21 protein-coding genes are annotated in these 20,197 nt (G+C 61.1%); 14 read left to right on the forward strand and 7 right to left on the reverse strand.

Annotation, left to right across the window (positions count from 1 at the left end; all coding sequences use genetic code 11):
• Positions 1-69: 69 nt before the first annotated feature.
• Positions 70-909 carry a lysophospholipid acyltransferase family protein gene (locus tag AC1Q80_RS06270; protein ID WP_173419777.1) on the forward strand — a complete coding sequence of 280 codons (840 nt, stop codon included), beginning with the start codon at positions 70-72 and terminating at the stop codon, positions 907-909.
• Positions 910-954: 45 nt separating this feature from the next.
• Here AC1Q80_RS06270 and AC1Q80_RS06275 read toward each other — a convergent pair whose 3' ends face one another.
• Positions 955-1,959, reverse strand: coding sequence for an RgsD C-terminal domain-containing protein (locus AC1Q80_RS06275; RefSeq protein ID WP_492359933.1), 1,005 nt, complete (start codon positions 1,957-1,959; stop codon positions 955-957).
• A gap of 99 nt (positions 1,960-2,058) precedes the next feature.
• Between AC1Q80_RS06275 and AC1Q80_RS06280 the strand changes: the two genes are divergently transcribed.
• A complete protein-coding gene (locus tag AC1Q80_RS06280; RefSeq protein ID WP_173419779.1) occupies positions 2,059-2,643 on the forward strand; it encodes a nitroreductase family protein in 585 nt (194 codons plus the stop codon).
• Positions 2,643-3,245, forward strand: coding sequence for a flavin reductase family protein (locus AC1Q80_RS06285; RefSeq protein WP_492359934.1), 603 nt, complete (start codon positions 2,643-2,645; stop codon positions 3,243-3,245). The genes AC1Q80_RS06280 and AC1Q80_RS06285 overlap by 1 nt, the downstream gene beginning before the upstream one ends.
• 37 nt (positions 3,246-3,282) lie before the next feature.
• Here AC1Q80_RS06285 and AC1Q80_RS06290 read toward each other — a convergent pair whose 3' ends face one another.
• The gene (locus tag AC1Q80_RS06290) at positions 3,283-3,987 is read right to left on the reverse strand and encodes an aldolase (RefSeq protein ID WP_492359935.1); all 705 of its coding nucleotides are present in this window, start codon (positions 3,985-3,987) and stop codon (positions 3,283-3,285) included.
• 73 nt (positions 3,988-4,060) lie between these two features.
• Between AC1Q80_RS06290 and AC1Q80_RS06295 the strand changes: the two genes are divergently transcribed.
• Positions 4,061-5,200: a DUF2336 domain-containing protein gene (locus AC1Q80_RS06295; protein WP_492359936.1), complete on the forward strand. Its 1,140-nt coding sequence runs from the start codon at positions 4,061-4,063 to the stop codon at positions 5,198-5,200.
• Positions 5,201-5,293: 93 nt separating this feature from the next.
• Here the strand turns inward: AC1Q80_RS06295 and AC1Q80_RS06300 are convergent, their stop codons facing one another.
• Entirely contained in the window at positions 5,294-5,710 is a 417-nt protein-coding gene (locus AC1Q80_RS06300; protein WP_209792843.1) for a hypothetical protein, read from the reverse strand.
• 242 nt (positions 5,711-5,952) lie between these two features.
• Here AC1Q80_RS06300 and AC1Q80_RS06305 point away from each other — a divergent pair, with 242 nt between their 5' ends.
• The gene (locus tag AC1Q80_RS06305; protein WP_492360356.1) at positions 5,953-6,435 is read left to right on the forward strand and encodes a GNAT family N-acetyltransferase; all 483 of its coding nucleotides are present in this window, start codon (positions 5,953-5,955) and stop codon (positions 6,433-6,435) included.
• A 74-nt stretch (positions 6,436-6,509) separates the two neighbouring features.
• Here the strand turns inward: AC1Q80_RS06305 and parE are convergent, their stop codons facing one another.
• The gene (gene parE, locus AC1Q80_RS06310) at positions 6,510-8,573 is read right to left on the reverse strand and encodes a DNA topoisomerase IV subunit B (protein WP_173419784.1); all 2,064 of its coding nucleotides are present in this window, start codon (positions 8,571-8,573) and stop codon (positions 6,510-6,512) included.
• Between the two features lie 245 nt (positions 8,574-8,818).
• Here parE and AC1Q80_RS06315 point away from each other — a divergent pair, with 245 nt between their 5' ends.
• The 6 genes from AC1Q80_RS06315 (at position 8,819) to AC1Q80_RS06340 (ending at position 15,613) form a co-directional block, all read left to right on the forward strand.
• Complete coding sequence (locus AC1Q80_RS06315) at positions 8,819-9,715, forward strand: alpha/beta hydrolase (RefSeq protein WP_492359937.1); 897 nt, start codon at positions 8,819-8,821, stop codon at positions 9,713-9,715.
• 129 nt (positions 9,716-9,844) lie between these two features.
• On the forward strand, positions 9,845-11,287 hold the full coding sequence (locus AC1Q80_RS06320; protein WP_492359938.1) for a UbiA family prenyltransferase: 1,443 nt from the start codon (positions 9,845-9,847) through the stop codon (positions 11,285-11,287).
• Positions 11,284-12,606, forward strand: coding sequence for an FAD-binding oxidoreductase (locus tag AC1Q80_RS06325; RefSeq protein ID WP_492360357.1), 1,323 nt, complete (start codon positions 11,284-11,286; stop codon positions 12,604-12,606). Before AC1Q80_RS06320 ends, AC1Q80_RS06325 begins: the two co-directional genes overlap by 4 nt.
• A 93-nt stretch (positions 12,607-12,699) precedes the next feature.
• The gene (locus AC1Q80_RS06330) at positions 12,700-13,140 is read left to right on the forward strand and encodes an EamA family transporter (RefSeq protein WP_173419787.1); all 441 of its coding nucleotides are present in this window, start codon (positions 12,700-12,702) and stop codon (positions 13,138-13,140) included.
• Positions 13,137-14,147: an NAD-dependent epimerase/dehydratase family protein gene (locus AC1Q80_RS06335; RefSeq protein ID WP_492359939.1), complete on the forward strand. Its 1,011-nt coding sequence runs from the start codon at positions 13,137-13,139 to the stop codon at positions 14,145-14,147. The genes AC1Q80_RS06330 and AC1Q80_RS06335 overlap by 4 nt, the downstream gene beginning before the upstream one ends.
• A gap of 11 nt (positions 14,148-14,158) precedes the next feature.
• Positions 14,159-15,613, forward strand: a complete 1,455-nt coding sequence (locus AC1Q80_RS06340; RefSeq protein WP_412728419.1) for an aspartate aminotransferase family protein — start codon at positions 14,159-14,161, stop codon at positions 15,611-15,613.
• Positions 15,614-15,648: 35 nt separating this feature from the next.
• On the opposite strand, the gene AC1Q80_RS06345 is transcribed toward AC1Q80_RS06340, so the two are convergent.
• Together AC1Q80_RS06345 and AC1Q80_RS06350 are read right to left on the reverse strand one after the other, a co-directional pair.
• Positions 15,649-16,251: a YceI family protein gene (locus tag AC1Q80_RS06345; protein WP_173419790.1), complete on the reverse strand. Its 603-nt coding sequence runs from the start codon at positions 16,249-16,251 to the stop codon at positions 15,649-15,651.
• 3 nt (positions 16,252-16,254) lie between these two features.
• Positions 16,255-16,869 (reverse strand): cytochrome b, encoded by a 615-nt coding sequence (locus AC1Q80_RS06350; RefSeq protein WP_492359940.1) that lies wholly within the window; start codon positions 16,867-16,869, stop codon positions 16,255-16,257.
• A 213-nt stretch (positions 16,870-17,082) separates the two neighbouring features.
• Here AC1Q80_RS06350 and AC1Q80_RS06355 point away from each other — a divergent pair, with 213 nt between their 5' ends.
• Positions 17,083-17,529, forward strand: coding sequence for a hypothetical protein (locus AC1Q80_RS06355; RefSeq protein WP_492359941.1), 447 nt, complete (start codon positions 17,083-17,085; stop codon positions 17,527-17,529).
• Between the two features lies 1 nt (position 17,530).
• Here the strand turns inward: AC1Q80_RS06355 and AC1Q80_RS06360 are convergent, their stop codons facing one another.
• Entirely contained in the window at positions 17,531-18,142 is a 612-nt protein-coding gene (locus AC1Q80_RS06360) for a TetR family transcriptional regulator C-terminal domain-containing protein (protein WP_173419793.1), read from the reverse strand.
• A gap of 154 nt (positions 18,143-18,296) precedes the next feature.
• Here AC1Q80_RS06360 and AC1Q80_RS06365 point away from each other — a divergent pair, with 154 nt between their 5' ends.
• Complete coding sequence (locus AC1Q80_RS06365; RefSeq protein WP_173419794.1) at positions 18,297-18,788, forward strand: GNAT family N-acetyltransferase; 492 nt, start codon at positions 18,297-18,299, stop codon at positions 18,786-18,788.
• 59 nt (positions 18,789-18,847) lie between these two features.
• A complete protein-coding gene (locus AC1Q80_RS06370) occupies positions 18,848-20,167 on the forward strand; it encodes a GNAT family N-acetyltransferase (protein ID WP_492359942.1) in 1,320 nt (439 codons plus the stop codon).
• The last annotated feature ends 30 nt before the right edge of the window (positions 20,168-20,197 follow it).

Raw genomic sequence — 20,197 nt, forward strand, 5'->3', positions numbered from 1 at the left:
AAACTGTCATATTAGCGGAATATCCGGATACTGCAGCGCCTTGTACCGGGCCATCCATCGGAGACTTCCGTGCAGTTCAAAGAGCTGTCTTACGCAAACGAAAATGACCGGCGCCTGAAGCGCTGGTTCATCCGCTCGATGGAAGGCTTGGCGGGTCGCAACCGATACGCCAAGCTCTATGCCCGCTGGCGGGCCGACATTGTCGGCAAGAGCGACCGTATCTTCGGCGAGATGCTGCAACTGATCGATGTGCGCCTGCGGCTTCAGGGCGAATGGCCGCCGCGCCACTTGCCGGACACGCCGCTGGTCATCGTCGCAAATCACCCGTTCGGCATCGGCGACGGTATCGCTGTTCTGGCACTCGCCGAGCAACTCGGCCGGCCGTTCCGGGTGCTGATCAACAACGAGCTATTGAAGGTGCCGGAGATGGCGCCCTATTCGCTGCCGGTGTCTTTCGAGGAAACGAAGGAAGCGCTGGCGCTGAACATGGCTACACGCCATGAGGCCGTGCGGCTGCTGAAAGAGGGCGTGACGATCGTGATCTTTCCCGCCGGCGGGGTGGCAACGGCACGTTCGGGCTGGGGTAGGGCCGAGGATCTGCCGTGGAAGATCTTTCCCGCCAAGCTCATTCAGGCGGCGCGCGCCAGCGTCATACCGATCTACTTCGAAGGGCAGAACGGGCGCATCTTCCATCTCGCGAGTAAGGTGTCGCTCACGCTCCGGATCTCACTGCTGATCCGCGAATTCCGGAGGTTGTCGGGTACGACGATCGCGGCCCGCATCGGGCATATCCTGACATGGGAAGAGCTTTGCGCGCATGGCGACCGCAAGGATCTGCTCGGTCGCATCTATGAGGCGGTGTTTTCGATGGCGCCGCCGCGTCGTCGTTTTCTCAGGCGCGCCGGCTAACGCGGCGTGAGGCATTTGCCTTAACGCCAGCCCTCTACCGTAAGATCAATCCTGCGCTTCCGCGGCCGCTTCCGGGCTTGCGGCGGCGCCGCCGTTGGTCAACAGCACTTCGATGTCGGTGTTGACGCCGGCCTTCACCGTGAAATCGCGCTGGTAGATCTTGTTCTTGTTTCTCGCAACGGCCGTATAGTTGCCCTCGAGAAGAACGAGCGTCGGGAACGCGCCTTCCTCCTGGTCGACGATGTCGCCGGCCGAAGTGAGGATCGACCAGCCGGTATCGGCGATGGCTTCGCCACCCGCTTCGGAAACCAGCTTCAGCGTCAGCTTTGCGGCCTTGTGCTGGATCGTCGCCTCGGTGAGCTTGCCGGCTTCCACCTGGATGTCGGCGGTGATCACCGCGTTTGTCGTGCCGTAGTTGGAGCTGACATGGTAGGTGCCGGCGCCAAGGCGGATGACGGTGCTGGGTTTCACGTCGGCGGCAATCAGCGCCCGTTCACCATCGCCCTGCGTTTCGGAGGAGTAGATGGAGAAGCTGAGTTCGCCCGGAGGTATGCGCACATCGCTGCCGGAGACAGCGTTTAGCGTCATGCCGCCGGCATCGAGCACCAGCACCTGCTTGTCGAGCGCACCGTCTTCCGGGATGCGGATCTTGCGCGTGGCGGCTGCACGTCCGAATGCGACGTTGACGAAATACTCGCCTGGCACCAGGCTGAAGGCCGTTGATCCGCCTTCCGACGTTGCCAGCAGCGGCAGCTTGCCATCGCTTCCAGGGATGGGGCTGAACACCCGCCAGGTCAGGCCCGCCTCGACCGGTTGGCCCTTGCCGGTCAGAAGTGCCTCGAGCTTCACGTCCCTCAGCGTGCCTTCCCGCGTGGGGTCGGTGGTCATCGGGCTGAAGCCGGTCAGCTTCGGCATCTTGCGCGTTCCGGAAATCGACGGAAAGCTCTCGAAAGCCTCGGTCGCATCCTGCGCCAGGGCGCTGCCGGCGGTGATGCTTGCGAGTGCGACCGCCAAACCGGTTCTGATGAAAATACGAGGGCAGGTGCGCATGAGAGCAGTTGACTTCCTGACTGGGTGACTCCACTTGAGACGCCGGTATGGCATTTTCGTGGCTGCCGGTCGGCGGCAAAATAGTGGAATTCACCCAATATGAAAACCGAAATAAAGCTCGTTGATTATCTCGCGTCCCGGCGATCCATTCCCGCTTTTCAGATGGGCGAGCCAGGACCTGGCAAGGCCGAAGTCGAGGAAATGCTGACGCTCGCCTCGCGCGTGCCGGATCACGGCAAGCTCGCTCCATGGCGGTTCATCGTTTACCGTGGCGAAGAGAGAGCCCGCATCAGCGCCGAATTGAAGACAATGGCACTCGCCAAGAAACCTGATCTTTCGGAAGAAATGATCAAGGTGGAAGAGACACGGTTGTCGCGCGCGCCCGTGGTCGTCGCAGTGGTCAGCAAAGCGGCCCCGCATTTCAAGATCCCGGAATGGGAGCAGCAGATGTCGGCCGGTGCCGTCTGCCTCAACTTGTTGATGGCGGCCAACGCGCTGGGCTACGCTTCCAACTGGCTGACCGAATGGTACGCTTTTGACGAAGCGGCGTATCCGCTGCTCGGTGTCGAGCCGGGCGAAAGGGTCGCCGGCTTTATTCACATCGGCACCGCCATGGTTCCGCCGACCGAGCGTCCGCGCCCGGAGTTGGCCGAGATCGTCACTTGGGTCGGAGAAGAAGCCTGATGTTCTACGATACGGCCGCAAACAGGCATGGCCTGCCGCACGATCCGTTCAAGGCGATCGTCTCGCCGCGGCCGATCGGTTGGATTGGCACCCGCGCCGCGGACGGGTCGCTGAATGTTGCGCCCTATTCCTTTTTCAACGCGATCAGCGACCGGCCAAAACTCGTGATGTTCTCGTCGAGCGGCTACAAGGATTCCGTGCGCAACATCGAGGCAACGGGCGAATTCACCGCCAGCTTCGCAAGCCGCAACCTGAGCGAGGCCGTCAACAAGACCTCGATTGCGGCCCCCCATGGCGAGAGCGAGTTTCAGATCGCCGGATTGACGCCGGTTGACGGCACCTTGGTCAATGCGCCGTTCGTCGGCGAGGCCTATGCGGCGCTCGAATGCCGGATGACCGAAATGTTTCAGCCCAAGGGGCTCGATGGCGAGCCCTCGGACAATTACGTCGTCATCGGACAGGTCGTCGGCATCCACATTCGCGACGAGGCAATCCGCGACGGTCGTTTCGACATGGCGACGGTGCGCCCGCTCGCCCGCCTCGGCTACATGGATTATTGCGACGGTGGCGATGTGTTCCAGATGGTGCGGCCGACGCGCTGAACCGTTTTCGTTTTGCTGATGCCTGCGGCCGATCGCGTCAATCGTCGCTATTCAGCCATGCCGCCTGCTCCGGGGAGCGGCAGACCACGGATGAAAACCCATCGGCGCGGCTGGCAGCAAATGCCTGCCGGGCAGCAAGCTCAGTGATGGCCGTCTGCGGCAACACGTCGTAACAGGCTAGACCCGCTTCATGGGCGCGAAGAACGGTGGCGGCACGCCCGGCGGCAACAGGCGCCGCCGTGACCTGGTCCTGCCGTACCGGGAGTGGTTCGCAGCCTGTCGCCGCCGCTAGCTTTTGGCCATCGAACACAAGTCCTTCGAGACGTGGTGAGCTTTCGTGAAGAGAGTAGGGTGAAAGCACGCTTTCCGGGACCGCACCATATTCCGCAAGAATAGCTATCTGTTGCGGATGAGAACCGGTGCTTGCCTCCGCGACACGCAACATGACGTCGAGCTTCTGCACGTCCGCACGGCTCCGGCATTCGGAGAGCAAGACGCCGTCAATATCGTTGCGGAGCAGCGCGAAGAGCGCATCCTCCGTCACGCGGTTGATCGGAGGGATCCGTGCGAAGATGCGCAAGGCGCTTCTCGCGACGCCCGCTGGTCGAGCAAGCGTGTCGCCACCAAACCTGAGTTCGACAATGAGGCCATCAACACTTCCGAGGACAGAGGACGGGGGGACAGGCGCTTCGGCGCCCTGAAACAGCAGCGGCTTCATGGTTTTGAAGCGGTTAACGGACATGGTGAACCAATCTTAAACCTTTGCCGGCTAGGCTTCCAACATCAGGTGGCTTTGGGTGTCTAGTGGGGCGTCGGTGATCATACAAGCATTTCTTCGCTGGGTGGAAACGGCGAGAACGGGCGATCGGGCTCGCGCTGCACGAGCCCTCGGCCGGGCGTATGTCGACGCGCAGATGAACGGCATCGATCGTCAGGCCGCCGAAATGGCCATGACCTTTCTGCTCGACGATCCCTCGCCAAAGGTGCGTTTCGCTCTGGCGGACGTGCTTGCCGCATCGTCCGATGTTCCGCGCGCCATCGTTCTCGGTCTTGCCGAAGACCAGCCTGAGATCGCCTATATCGTCATTTCACGCTCGCCCGTTCTGACGGACGATGATCTTGTCGATCTTGCTGCCCGCGGCTCGGTCGAAACGCGGGCGCTGATTGCGGCGCGTACGTTCGTTTCCCGCTCGGTCTCAGCCGCTATCGCCGAAATCGGCGGCGAAGAAGAAATGCTGATCCTGCTGGAAAACGCCGGCGCGCAACTGTCGCGCCGGTCGTTGAAGCGGATCGCCGACCGCCTCGGCCATTCCGCATCCGTCCGCGACCTTCTGCTTGATCGTGCTGATCTTCCAGGTGACGCGCGGCACGCGCTTGTCGAAGAGGTTGGGGCAGCCCTTGCCGCATTCGGCCTGGTCCAGATGGCGATAGGCACGTCACGGGTAGAGCGCGTCACGCGCGAGGCCTGTGATGTCGCAGCGGTCGGCATGGCTGGTGCCCTGGCAGTGAACGAATTGCCGAACCTCGTCGCCCATCTGCGCGAAACCGGCCGTCTGACGCCGGCCTTCCTGCTGCACGCACTTGTCACGGGCCGGGCGGAGTTTTTCTCGGCCGCGATCGTCGACCTCTCCGGCGTTGCGGAAAAGCGCGTTCGCTCGATCCTTTCGAGCGGCCGTATTCATTCGATCCGCGCGTTGTTCGAGAGCGCCGGTCTCGGGCGCGACGTCAGCGAAGCGTTTGCCGAAGCGGTCCTTCTTTGGCGCAGGGATGGCAATACGGGTGCTGACGATTGCCGCGCCTCCGTCTGCTCGGCGCTGCTTACAAGCCTGCGCGGCCAAGGTGCGTCTTCGCCGGCATGCAATGCAATGGCGGAAATTCTTGAGCGACTGGCCTTTGCCGAGCAGCGGCAGTCGGCTCGCGACTATGCTCAATTGGCCGCGCGCCAAGCCGCCTGACGTTGCCTCACCGAAGTTGAAGCCGAAGGGGCTACAGCTTCGTTGAGGTCACGCCGCCGGCATACGCGTTGATGCTGATCTCGCCTTCCTGCGTCAGTCGGTGAACCGCCGCGCCACCCAGGAGTAACCGTCCTCGATGTAGTGAACCGGCTTGCTGACGAGGCTTTTCAGCTTCTCGCGGTCGGGGACGGCGCCGGAGAGAAATTCCAAAGTCCGTTTCGGCAGGCCCGGTTGCGGCTCGGTCACCTGAGGTGATGGCGTCTCGGGCCGTGGTAGGGGAGCAGCCACCTCCTGCTGCGGTTCGTTGGTTGCAAGGCCGGGGCCGGAGCTCTCGCAGACGGCAACGACCACCGGATAGTTGGCGTTGGAGAAGCGTGGCAGCTGTTTCTGCGAATCGGTATCGCACTGCGCGATTGAGGGCCATGCCCCATCCACGGTCGAAATATATTGGCACTGGTTCACGTCGTGGTCACAGCCAAGAATGGTCATGACGATCAGGGCGGCTTTCATGGTCTGGCTGTGTCCATCTGGTGCATGATTGTGCGTTTTCTGACGTCAACTTATGCCTGCGTGATTCTTCCTGAAATGGGGCGATGGCTTGAATGCGCAGAAACAATTTGTTTCGTCGCGTCATTCGGATTGATGGGGCAGGTCCGTTTGTTGCGCAATTTGACGTATTGGCTCCCGATACGCCCGACCGTAGTTTCTTCCGCGAACCGTACCAGAACTCAGAATCAGCCATGGATCAAAAATTGCCTGAAGTCACGATTGCCGAAGAGCCGCCGCGGCAGCCGGAAATCCTGCGCCTCCTGGAGATGTCGGACGCCTATGCCGCCTCGCTCTATCCCGCCGAAAGCAATCATCTTGTCGATGTATCGGCGCTGGAGCAGCCGGACGTATCATTCTTCGTTGCCCGCTTCGACGGGGCGATCGTTGGTTGCTGCGCGCTGGTCGAAGCCGGCGATGGCACGGCGGAGATCAAGCGCATGTTCGTCGATCCCCAAGCGCGGGGGCTGAAAGTCGGCAAGCGCCTTTTGCAGGCAATCGAGCAGCGCGCCGTGAGCATCGGGCTTGACGTGATCCGACTTGAAACCGGCATTCACCAACCGGAAGCAATCGGACTTTACAGAAACAGCGGTTATGTCGAGCGTCCGCCTTTCGGCGGTTATCAGCCGGACCCGCTAAGCCTGTTCATGGAGAAGGTGCTGCAGCCGCCTGCTGATCTCGACGGATAGGCCTTGTCGCTTCTGGCACCACAGCGGGTGCCCGTCGGCCGGCAAGCAGGTAGGCACCGCGACGGATCGGTTGGTCAGATGTCGAGATTGTCGGCGAACACTGCCCGCTCCTGGATGAAGCGAAAGCGTGCGTCGGCCTTCGTACCCATCAGGTTGTCGACGGCTTCGCGCGTGCCTTCGAAATCGACGTCGTCGATCTGCACCTTCAGCAACGTACGGAACTTCGGATCCATCGTCGTTTCCTTGAGCTGCGCCGGCAGCATCTCGCCAAGACCCTTGAAGCGGCCGACTTCCACCTTGCCGCGGCCGTTGAATTCGGTGCGCATCAGTTCTTCGCGATGGGCATCGTCGCGCGCGTAAAGCGTCTTTGAGCCCTGGCTCAGGCGATAAAGCGGCGGCACGGCGAGATAGAGGTGGCCGCCGCGGATGAGCTCGGGCATCTCCTGATAGAAGAAGGTGATCAGCAGCGAGGCGATATGTGCGCCATCGACGTCGGCGTCGGTCATGACGACGATGCGCTCGTAGCGAAGATCCTCTTCACGGTACTTGCTGCGCGTGCCACAGCCGAGCGCCTGGATCAGGTCGGCGATCTGCTGGTTGGCGCCCTGCTTTTCGCGGCCGGCGCTGGCGACGTTCAGGATCTTGCCGCGCAGCGGCAGGATGGCCTGGTTGGCGCGATTGCGCGCCTGCTTGGCCGAGCCGCCAGCCGAATCCCCTTCGACGATGAAAAGTTCGGCGCCATCAGCGGTGTTCTGCGAGCAGTCGGCAAGCTTGCCGGGCAGGCGCAGCTTGCGCACGGCGGTCTTGCGGTTGACTTCCTTTTCCTTGCGGCGGCGAACGCGCTCGTCGGCACGCTCGATCACCCATTCGAGCAGCTTTGCAGCCTCCGCCGGATTGTCGGCAAGATAATGGTCGAAGGGGTCGCGCAAGGCGTTTTCGACGATGCGCTGCGCCTCGACGGTTGCCAGCTTGTCCTTCGTCTGGCCGACGAATTCCGGTTCGCGGATGAAAACCGACAGCATGCCGGCGGCTGAAATCATCACGTCATCGGTGGTGATGATCGCGGCACGCTTGTTCTGCGTCAGCTCGGCGTAGTTCTTCAGACCCTTGGTGAGCGCGATGCGGAAACCCGCCTCGTGCGTCCCGCCTTCGGGTGTGGGAATGGTGTTGCAATAGGAATGGACCTGCTGGTCGCCGCCGTACCAGGTGACCGCCCATTCGAGCGAGCCGTGGCCGTTCGACTTCTCGGATTTGCCGGCAAAGATCTCGCGAGTGACAGTGAATTCCTTGCCGAGCGTGGCGGCGAGATAGTCCTTCAGGCCGCCCGGGAAATGGAACACCGCCCGATCCGGAATTTCGGAACCTTCCAGCAGCAGCGACGGATCGCACGACCAGCGGATCTCGACGCCGCCGAACAGATAGGCCTTGGAGCGGGCCATACGGAACAGCCGCGCCGGCTCGAAGCGGGCATGCGGTCCGAAGATCTGCGGATCGGGATGAAAGCGAACCCGCGTTCCGCGCCGATTGTGGACGTCACCCAGTTCTTCCAGCCCGCCCTGCGGTACGCCGCGCGAAAAGCGCTGACGATAAAGCTTGCGGTTTCTGGCGACCTCGACCTCCAGATCGTCCGAAAGCGCGTTCACCACGGAAACGCCGACGCCGTGCAGACCGCCGGAGGTCTCGTACGCCTTGCCATCGAACTTGCCGCCCGCATGCAGCACCGTCATGACGACTTCGAGCGTCGATTTTCCGGGGAATTTGGGGTGGTTTTCGACCGGAATACCGCGGCCGTTGTCGGTCACCGACAGATAGCCGTCGGCATCGAGATGGACGTCGATGAAGTTGGCATGGCCCGCCACCGCTTCGTCCATCGAATTGTCGATGACTTCGGCGAAGAGATGGTGCAGCGCCTTTTCGTCGGTGCCGCCGATATACATGCCCGGACGCCGACGGACCGGCTCCAGCCCTTCCAACACCTCGATTGCCGAAGCGTCGTAGTCGTCGCTGCCGCTGTTCTTGGGGGCAGGGCGCGGTTCTTCACGCGGGACCGGTGCCGCTCGCGCAGCGGGCGCGGCTTCCGGCGCAACGGGCTTCGGTTGTTCGGGCATTGCAGAGAAGAGGTCGTTGCTGTCGTCCATGGGGCGTCTAGATCATTCCTGTCGTGCGGAGGTGTCAAGGCCATAGCAAGACCTCGGTCTTGTCGCCATCCCCAGTCATTCGAATCACCCGAATTCTGCCAGACTCTTGCAGATTGTGCGAACAAAAGGAGAATGGCGGCGCCGAATGCCTGCAAAATAATGCCTGAGCGTTGGCACCTGTCACCAACTGTTGCTTTGGTGCCGAGCCGATGGCAAGGCTTTGCGACTAACCAGGGAGCCCTTCGTTGTCCGTGTCCACAGCTCATTTTTGCTTTCGTCGTCTTAGCGCCATCGTGCTGTCCTTCGGGCTTGTTGCCGGGGCCGCTGCTTCCGCCGCGGCGCAGGTGCTGAAGCCATACAAGGATGATCTGTTTTCCTACGGCACAGTGCTTGAGCAGAGCGACAATGGCGACTACCGCGTCGTCGATTATCAGGAATTGCGCGACATCAACGGGCGTGACGAAATTCCGGAGCGGCGGGTCAAGCGCGCCTTCGTTTCGCTTGGCGTCAAGGGAGATCAAGTCAACGAAACTATCGAAATCGGTGGGCGTTCTCTTGATGTAACACGCGTCGGTCGGGAGCAGGGCGCTGCATTCAGCGTAATCTTCATCCACGGGCGAGGCGGCGACCGGCGGCTAGGCGCCAACGACTTTTCGTTCGGTGGCAACTTCAATCGTCTGAAGAACCTGGCTGTCGCCAATGGCGGCGTCTACTATGCACCGAGCGTCCGGTCGTTCGATACGGCCGGGGCGGCTGATGTTGCCGGCTTGGTCAAGCTTGTTGCCGAGCGCTCCGGCGGTCGGCCGGTCGTGCTGGCTTGCGCCTCCATGGGCAGCTTCATCTGTTGGGGTGTGGCCCGAGATGCCGGTGCCGTTGCGGCCCTTGGCGGCATGATGATCATGGGCGGCGTCGCCGATCCCGAATTCACCAAGAGTGCCGCGTACAAGGCAAGGCTGCCGATGTTCTTCAGCCATGGCAGCAAGGATAGCGTCTATCCGGCCGAGAGCCAGAAGGCCCTCTATGGTGCGTTGAAAGGGCAGGGATACCCGACCCGCTTCGTGCTGTTTGAAACCGGTTCGCACGGAACGCCGGTTCGCATGACCGATTGGCGCGACGCCTTGAACTGGATCGGCAGTCGCTGAAACGCACCGTCCAGCACTCGGCATTTGTTAACCAGACCGGCAATTTCCGGGTGCAACCTGGCCGCTTGTTTCCACCTTTGAAAGCGATCGGCGCGATGATCTTCGGCAGATATTGCTGGGGTATATTTCATGGATGCGCGTACCGAAACACGGCAGGTTCCGCTGTGTGTCGACCTGGACGGCACATTGCTGGCCGCCGATACGCTATGGGAAGGCGCCGCGATCATTCTGCTGCGCAACCCGCTGATGCTTGTGCTGATGCTCATGTGGTTGTGGCAGGGCAAGGCACGCCTGAAACATGAGGTTGCCCTGCGCTCGGGCCGAAAGGCGGAGGACTGGCCGTACCGCCAGGTCGTCCTGGATCGCCTGTCGGCCGAACGTGCCGACGGACGCGAGATTGTGCTGGTGACCGGCGCGGCAGCTTCCGTCGCCCACGACGTCGCAGCACATGTCGGCCTCTTTGCGTCGATCATGCATTCATCAGAGACGCTCAACATGACGAGCAGCCGGAAGCGTGACGCGCTGGTCGAACGCTTCGGCAAAGGCGGTTTCGACTATATGGGCAACAGCCGCGACGACATCGCGGTTTTCGACGTTGCGCGCCGGGCGATCGTCGTGGCACCCGACGCGGCCGCCGAGAAATGGCGCCGCAACCACGACGCGGAGAAACTCGACACCGGCAAGGTCAGCATGCTTGCCCCGCTGAAGTCGATCCGGGTCCATCAGTGGGCGAAGAACGTGCTGATCGGCGTGCCGATGATCCTCAATCACGAAGTGCTGCATGTCGATGCGCTCGTGAGCGTTATCATCGCATTCTTCGCGTTCAGCTTCCTCGCCTCCGCCGTCTACGTGATCAACGATCTGTCCGATCTCGCGAACGACCGGCGGCACGCAAAGAAGCGTAACCGGCCGCTGGCCAGCGGTCAGATGTCGGTTCCGACCGCGTTCACGCTGGCCGTCTGCCTGATCCTCGCCTCGGTTTCGCTGACCTTTCTGCTTCCCTGGAAATTTGCCTGCGTCCTCGCTTTTTATGCCTGCGCGACGACGGCTTACACCTTCGTGCTCAAGCGCAAGCTTCTCGTCGACGTCTTCACGCTCGCCGGCCTCTACACCACCCGTATCGTCGCCGGCGCCGCTGCGACCGGAACGGAGCTCTCCTTCTGGCTGGTGTCCTTTGCGATCTTCTTCTTCCTGAGCCTGGCGCTGGTGAAGCGCTACGTTGAACTGCATGAATTCGACGACAAGGATGGTGGCGCCGTTCCTGGCCGTGGTTACCTCGCGGTCGATTTCGAAATGGTCGGACAGGCAGGTGTGGCCTCAGCCTTCACCTCGGCCCTGGTGCTTGCGCTCTATGTGCACAGCAAGGAACTGCAGGAAATGTACACGACGCCGTGGGCGTTGTGGCCGCTCTGCCCGCTGGTGCTCTATATGCTGTTGCGGATCTGGATGCTTGCACGTCGTGGCATGCTGCACGAGGATCCTGTCGTTTTCATCATGCGCGACTGGCGCAGCCAGCTGACCATGCTGGTCGGGGCGTTACTCATCCTTTTCGGAGCTGTCGGGCCGCAATGAACACGCAAGATTACGAAAGCTGGGGCCGGCTCGATCGCCGGCCGCGGCAGGGCATTTCGCCGGACGACTACGAAGATCGCATCGGTTCGATCGAGCCGGAGACGTTCCTCCCGTTCGGCAACGGTCGCAGCTATGGCGACAGCTGCCACAACGATCTGGGCGTACTGATCGACAATCGCCGCCACGCCCGCATACTCGCGTTCGACCCCGGCACCGGCATGATGACCTGCGAGGCGGGCATTACCCTTGGCGAAGTTCTTGCACGTGCCATTCCCCACCGTTTCTTTCTTCCGGTGACGCCCGGCACGGCTTTCGTCACGATCGGTGGCGCGCTTGCCAACGACGTTCACGGCAAGAACCATCATGCGCGGGGGACCTTCGGCAATCACGTCACCGGCTTCACGCTTTTGCGGTCCAATGGCGAACGCTTGACCTGCACGCCACAGGAAAACCCGGAGCTGTTTGCAGCCACGATCGGCGGCATGGGGCTGACCGGTTTGATCCTGACCGTGAGCCTTCGTCTCAACAAAGTGCCGTCGCCACATGTTCAGCAGCACGCCATTCGTTTCGACAATCTCGACGAATACTTCGGTCTGGTCGACGGCGTCGACGAGGAGCATGAATACTCCGTCGCCTGGATCGACCAGCTTGCAACCGGACGGCGCATGGGCCGTGGGGTCCTGCTCGCCGGGGATCATGCGGATGGCTCGTGCGAGTTTCCGGACATGCCGAAAGGCATGAAACTCTCGGTGCCGTTCTCGCCACCTTTCAACCTTCTCAACTTCGCGACGCTCAAGGCGTTCAACGAATACTATTTCCGCAAGGAGAAGCCGGGCGAAACCGTTTCGACGGTGCCGTGGACGTCCTACTTCTATCCGCTCGATGCCATCGGCGCGTGGAACAGGCTTTACGGTCCCAAAGGGCTCTATCAGCACCAGAGCGTCTACCCTACCGAGAATGCCCGGGAAATCACTGCGATCCTGATGGACACCGCGCGTCGTGCCGGACATGCATCCTTCCTCACGGTGTTGAAGCGCTTTGGGGACGTCGCCTCGCGCGGCCTGCTGTCGTTTCCCCGGCCTGGTTTTACCTTGACGCTCGACTTCGCCAATCAGGGTGAACGAACGGTAAAGCTGCTGGACCGCTTGGACGCGATCGTTGTCGAAGCCGGGGGCGCGATCAATCCTTACAAGGATGCGCGCATGAGCCCACAAGTCTTTGAAAAGTCTTTCACTTCTTGGCGGAAGCTTGAGGCGTTGCGCGATCCGGCGCTGACGTCGAACTTCTGGCGCCGCACCGCGTTGGCTTTGTCAAAATGAGAATGCAGACAATTTTATTAAATTAAATGCGCGAACTTCACGGAATATGCGCCTATTGCGTGTAGTTCATTTCCCGGGACTGGGAGTAAAACTATGAAATATATTCCATTCATTCTCTTCACTGTTCTGACCAATGCGGCCGCACAGCTGATGCTGAAGCAGGGCATGATGTCGCTCGGGCCGATCTCGATGACGGCAGAGACGGCGATCGTTCGCCTGTTCCAGATCGTTTTCAATCCATGGGTCTTTGCGGGGCTCGCGACCTTCGTCATCTCCATGGCATCGCATCTCTACGTGCTGTCGAAGGTGGAGCTTTCCTTCGCCTATCCGTTCCTGAGCCTGGCCTACGTGGCGGTCGCGATCTTCGCCTACTTTGTTTTTCGCGAGGATCTCAACGCCTGGCGCATCGCCGGCATCGCGCTCATCTGCGTCGGAACGGTCCTGATCGCCCAGTCGGGCATGTCTTCCCATAGCGACGAAACGCCGGCCGATGCGGCTGGAGCAAGAACAGCAGATTTCGGGAGCAAGTCATGAAGCATATTATCTTTGGTGGCGACGGGTTCGTCGGGCGGCATCTGGCGCAGCGCCTCGTTCAGGACGGCGAAGATGTCGTCGTCGCCGATATCGTCAAATCCGATCTGTCGCACTACAGCCGCGCGCGCTTCGTCCATTGCGACGTGACGCAGATGAGCGATGTGCTGAAGGTCGGCATCGGTCCGGACGACATGGTCTACAACATGGCGGCCAAGATGCTGTCGCCGTTGCAGATCCGCTCGAAGCGTTGGGATTTCTTCTGGCCGGTCAACTACTACGGCGCCGAGAACATCATGAAGGCCATGGGTGTAGCGAACGCCTCACGCCTTGTGCAGTTCACCACCGACATGATCTACGGCCATACGGTTCAGTCACCGCAGACCGAGGACCATCCGGCAAAGCCGCTCGGCGAATACGGAAAGTCGAAGTGGGCGACAGAACAACTGGCCGTGCAATGGCGCAAGCAGGGCATGAGCATCTCGATCTTCCGCCCGCGCCTGATCATCGGCCCCGGTCGTCTCGGCATTCTCGAAAAACTGTTCAAGCTGATCGACATGAACCTGCCGGTGCCGATGATCGGTTCTGGCAAGGTGCCATACCAGTTCATCTCGGTGTTCGATTGCGCCGAAGCGGCGCGGCTTGCCTGGAAAGGCGGCGTGCCCAACGAGGCCTACAACCTCGGCTCCGACAATCCGCCATCGGTTCGCGAACTGCTCGGCAACCTGATCAAGCATGCCGGCTCAAAGTCCTTCCTGCTGCCGACGCCCGCCTTCGCGGTCAAGCAGACGCTTGCACTCTTCGATCTGATCAACAAGCCGATCATGGATCCGGAGCAGTACCTGATTGCCGACGAACTGTGCGTGCGCGAGACGGGCAAGCTGAAGCATCAGCTCGGCTGGCGGCCGGAGTTCAACGACGGCGATATGCTGGTTGCCGCCTATGACGAATATCGGGCCAAGAAGTCCGGTGCCACGATACAAAACGCCGCTGCCGTACCGGCCGAGTGAGGGGAATGACCATGCTGGATAGACCGAACCGCACAGCCGTCTCGGCACCGTCGCAAGAAGGTGGCGTCGCAAGGCCAAATCTGCTCACGGTCGAGCAGGCGAAAGCCATGTCGATCGGCGATATCACTACGGCCTTCAAGGACCACCTCAATCCAGGCCAGTTGCACTTCATGAAGCTGCTCGGTTTTCACAAGGTGAAGATCGAAAGCGCCGAGGGCATGTATTACACCGACCAGAACGGCCGGAAGATCCTCGATTTCTTCGGCGGCTTCGGCTCGCTGGCCTTTGGCCACAACCATCCGCGCATTCTCGAAGCGCGTCAGAAGTTCCAGGACGAGAAGCGCCACGAGATCGCCATCGCCTTCATGTCGCAATATGCGGCGGCGCTCGCCAAGAACATCGCCGCCTGCTCGCCCGGTGACCTCGACATGGTCTTCCTCGGGTCGTCCGGTTCCGAGGCGATGGAGGCAGCGATCAAGCTTGCCGAGCGCGCCGCCGGCCCGAAGCGACCGAAGGTCGTCTATGCGGAAAATTCTTTCCACGGCAAGACCAAGGGGGTGCTTGCTATCACCGACGGGCAACTCTACCGCGCCGATTTCAAGCTCACTGACAACACGGTGCGTGTTCCCTTCGCCGATATCGCGGCCGTGGAGAAAGCCTTCCAGTCCGATCCGGAGATCGGCGTCATCGTGCTTGAGACCATCCAGGGCGGCGGCGGCATCATCCAGGCACCGGCCGAATACTGGCAGCAGCTTCGCGCTCTGTGCGATCGCTATGGCGTTCTGTGGGTCGCGGACGAAGTGCAATGCGGTTATGGCCGCTCGGGCCGCTTCTATGCTTTCGAGCATTATGGGGTCGTGCCTGACGTTACCGCCCTCGCCAAGTCGCTCGGCGCTGGCAAGGCGGCGGTTGGCGCGATGATCGCGCGGCGCGAAGTCTACATGAAAGCCTATGGCACATCGAAGACGGCGATGATCCACGCCATGGCGACGTTCGGCGGCATGGGTGAAGCTTGCGTCACAGCGATCGAGGGCATCAACGTGCTCTACGACGATCATCTGATCGATCGCGCCGCCGACAGCGGCGACTATCTGCTTGAGCGTCTGCAGGCGTTGAAGGAGAAGTATCCGAAGATCATCAAGGATGTGCGCGGCAAGGGCCTGATGGTTGGCCTGGAGTTCCAGGATTTCAGCCAGACATTGCCGATGGTACTGCGTCCCGTGGTTTCCGTGCTCGACGACAAGCTGAAGGGATCGCTCTCGGGCTTCATCGGCGCCTTGCTTCTGCGCGACTACGACGTGCTTGTCGCCTTTACCGAATACAATCGCAACGTCATCCGCCTTGAGCCGCCGCTGATCTGCGAACGTGCTCATGTCGACCAGTTCATTGCCGCGCTCGACGCGCTCCTGGGCCGTGGGATCGTGCGTATCGTCAAGGACTTCGTCGGCAGTCAGATCGGCAGCTGATAGCGTTCGCAATCGATTGAGAGGGGGCAGGGCGCTTAGTGCTTCTGCCCCTTTATGTTCATGTCGAATTCGACGACGTTGGAATAGATCGGTGTGCCGACGTCCATGCCGTAGGGCGAGCGAAAGATGCTGCCCCGGATCATGAACGAGATCGAGCGGCTGTTCCAGTCCGTCAGCTTTACCGAGAAACGTTCCTTCCGGGTTTTGCCGCGCGCGGTCAGGGTGCCTTCGACAGCGGCTGAGTCAGGGCCGGTCTGCGTGATGCTGGTCGACCGGAAGGTGACGGTGCGGTAGGTTGCGCTGTCGAAGACTGCGCTCGACTTCAGAAAGTCTTCGACGCGGCTTTCTCCCGTCTCGACACTTTCGGGATAGAGCGTGAACTCGACTGACGAGCGGCTGATATTGTTGCCGTCTATGCGAAAATTGCCTGAGAATTTGCCGAAGTCGCCGACAATGCCGCCGCCACCGACTTGGGCGACGGAAAAATGAACGCGTGACGCCCCGGTAATGCCGTAGTTGCCGGCAGCGTCCTGGAGTTGCGGGGCACTGGCTCTGGCAATACCTGGTCCAGACGCGCTCGTGAGCACGATACAAAGTGCCAATGCTGCTGGCGATGGTTTCGATTTCTGCATGATCATGGGTTATTTCCTCTTGGCAACCAGGGGCGCGCCGCTGGCTTTCTCGATTTCGCCGTGACGCCGCTGCCGCAACGTCAACATGCGGGCCAGAACCTCATCGCGCCTGATGATGTGGTGGTAGAGAGCGGCCAGGGCGTGGACGAGGACGAGGGTGAGCATCACGTAGGCCAGGATCGCGTGCGTTGACGTCCAGACGGTCTCGGCCGCCTCTGATTTCGCCATCGGCAGATGCGGGATGACGAACCAGTCGAAATAGAAGCTCGGAATGTTCAGGGTCGATGTCGACGCGACCGCCCAGCCGGCAAGGGGCACCGCCAAGGTGAGAACGATCAGCACAACATGCGTTCTTGCCGATGCCTGCCGTTCAAGTGGCGAAAGGCCCGCGGTCGCCTCTGGTTTCCGCTCCAGGAGATGCCAGGCGGCCCGAAGCGCCGCGAGAGCAAGCACGGTAAATCCGAACGATTTGTGCCATTGGTAGAGTGAGAATTGCAACGCCGGATCCAGCGATAGTCTTCGCATGGCGAAGCCGAGCGCGATCAGGCCAAGGATCAAGGCGGCGATCGCCCAATGGAGGACGATCGTCACCCAGCCGAATGTCGATCTGCTGTTTCGCAGCATGGCAAGCTCCCGCGATTTCAGACGAAGTCCAAGACTTCGCTCTGGTCGCTCGGATGGGACCCACAGGCCCTGGCTTTTATTCGCCGACGATACCGTAAATCTGCGGGCCGTTTACGTTGATGCGCGCGAAAGACGCCTCATTTGCTTGTGATCAGGCCGCGGGCTGGCTGGTCTGGTCTCTGCAAAAATCCAACCTATCGCGGAACATCAATCATGACCGAGAATAAGCCGACACACCAGTTGATCCCACTTGAAAACGTGGTGTTGGACCACGCAAACGCCGGCATTGCACTGGGGACGGAGCGCCGGTTCGAGGACGCGCTCGAACAGTGGCGGCTGGCCGCGCAACTGGCGGACGCAAATTTCGAGGGGGAAGATCTCTATTATTGGGTCAAGGGTGGTTATGGCGCTGCGCTTCACGACGTCGGTCGTCACCGCGACGGCATCGCCGTTTCGAAGCTTGTTCGTGCGTGGACGCTTTCACTGCGCCAGCCGCTCGCATCGATGACCATTGCACGCTCTTACCTGGCACTCGGCGAGGCCGAGAACGCCTATCCCCATATCCAGGACGTCCACCGGTTGGTGGGTGACGAGGTGTTCAATTTGTTCGACCGGCGGCACCTGGCGGAAATCCGCAGGGCGCTTGCGGTGAAGGCGTAAGTCAGGGTGCCCCGGTCATCTCCTGAAGCGCGATGCCGAGGTCGTCGGTCACGGTCTGCATCATGAGATTGCGGACGGCTGGCGGCGACAGCAGGGGCACCGGCAGCACCGCCATGCTGGAAAGGCCAATACCGAGACCGAGGATCCGCCACGCGATCGTTTCCGACACGGCGCCTGTGCGGAATTCATCGGCTGCAATGCCATCCGCGATGATGTCACAGAGAAGGCGATGCCAACAGGAAACGGCCTCAGCGTAAGCCTCTGCCAACGCGATGTCGGCCTGGGCCGCCCTCCATGCCTCCGCCCAGAAGCGCATGCCGTTCTCGCGCGCGTTGTCCGTGTGGTCGCTGACGAAGAGCTTGAGTGCCGACGTCGCTGCGAGCGTCGGCCTCATCTTCACGAATTCGGCCCGGGCCGCAGCCTCGTAATGCTGGAAGGCCGCACATTTGAGTTCGCTTGCGGTCTTGAAGTGATGGTGGATGATGCCGTTTGCCGCTCCCATTTCGGCGGCTACCCGCCGTGTCGTCATCCCGTCAAAGCCGTCCTTCAGCATGACGGCAATGGCCGCCGCGATGATCGCCTCACGCCGGGCGAGGCGGGTCATGTACACCATATTCAGTCTCCGGTTGTATCCGGTTGACATAGCGCAGATTTGATCATATGTCCAATTTGAGCGTTGGCTCAAATCGTTGGCGGACGATCTAAAACCGCGGCCGGCCTTTTTGGTCTGGTCTTCGTTTTCATCTATTGATTTTCAGGGAACGCTCATGAGCGAACATGCATTGCCGTCCGATGCCGAAATCACCTTCCGCCGTATCTCGGCGCTGACTGTCTGCGACGTCTGCGAACTCAGCGAAACGCTGAGCGAAGAACAGCGCAACATGGTGGCCGACAACGGCACGTCGATTGCCGAAGCACATTTCTCCGAGAATGCCTGGTTTCGCGCAATCTACGCCGAGGAAACGCTTGTCGGTTTCGTCATGCTGCACCAGGGATCGGATTGGGACGATGGCATCGATTGCCCCGGCGTCTACCTCTGGCGCTTCATGATCGCCCGACCTTTTCAGGGCAAGGGCATCGGCAAGAAGGCGATCGACCTTGTCGTGCGCGACCTCAAGGCGCGCGGGATCCGCGAGCTTTACACCAGCTACGGCTTGGGCGAGGCAAGCCCGGAAGGCTTCTACAAGGGACTGGGCTTTGTTCGAACCGGTGACAGCTACGGCGAAGAGCCGGAGGCCGTGCTGAAATTTGCGGCCTGAACGAGACATCATTGGCGGCGCTCGACCCGGCGTCGCCTGGAATATTTTACGAGAGAGACATGCAAAACGACCTGCACGAGGCCAATCGCCTCTCATGGAACGCGGCAACCGCCGCGCACAACAGCCACAAGGGTGATCAAGGCGCGTTCTTCCGCAACGGCGGCTCGACGCTCTATCCCGAAGAGATCGAATTGCTCGGCGACTTGGCCGGCCTCGATCTCTTGCATCTGCAATGCAACTCCGGCCAGGACAGTTTGAGCCTTGCCCGCCTGGGCGCCAACGTCACTGGCGTCGACATTTCCGACGAAGCCATCGCATTTGCCACAAGGCTTTCGAGCGAAAGCGGCATCGCGGCGACTTTCGAGCGCGCCGACCTTTTCCACTGGTTCGAAGGCGCTCGAGCACGCGGCGCTGTGTTCGATCGCGTCTTTGCGTCCTATGGCACCATATGCTGGTTATCCGACCTCGGGCCGTGGGCTCGAGGTATCGCTTCCGTGCTGAAACCCGGCGGCCGGTTCGCCTTCATCGAGTTTCATCCGTTTGCGATGGTCTTCGATGAAACGTGGACGCCACGTTATGACTATGCACCGCGAGAGCCGATCTCCGAAGCGGGCGTTGGCGATTACGTCGCAGCTTCCGGGACGGGTCTGGCGCCGGATGGCTACGAGCAGGGGGTGGTGGATTTCCGCAACCCCCACCCCTCATTCGAGTTCAATTGGGGCATCGCCGACGTCGTCCAGGCGCTGATCAACGCCGGTCTCAAGGTCGAATGCCTGAAGGAATATCCCTATGCCAACGGCTGGGTCGGCTTCGAGGCGATGCGCGACAGTGGTGGCGGGCGGATGCTGCCACCCGAAACCATGCCCAGCATTCCGCTGATGTATGCGATTGCGGCGGCGAAACCGGACGCGACAACGCAGGTTTCGGCAGGGAAACGGTCCGAGGCAATCATCCGTCCCTACCGCGCAGAGGATCGTGACAGGCTGGTCGATATCTGGCTCTCCGCCTCGCGCGTCGGGCACCCCTTCCTTGGCGAAGAGCGCCTGCTCGCCCAGCTAGAGATGGTTCGCGACACCTACCTGCCGATGGCGGATAATTGGGTTGCGGAAGTGGACGGGCGTCCGGCCGGCTTCATCGGCCTGATCGACAGATTCATCGGCGGGCTGTTTGTGGATCCGGAGATCCATGGCGCCGGCATCGGCCGCGGGCTGATCGAGCACGCGGCAGCGAGGCTCGGGCATCTCGATGTTGGCGTCTATGCCGATAATGCCAGTGCCGTTGAATTCTATCGCCGTCGCGGTTTTGTCGAGACCAGCCGGCAAGAGACGGATGATGAAGGGTTGCCTTTTGCTGTGATCCACATGGCTCGCCCTTCCTGAGCAACAAACGACCGACAGGGCCACTCGTTT

The sequence above is a fragment of the Ensifer sp. GW823-FHT05D09 genome (assembly GCF_058795755.1).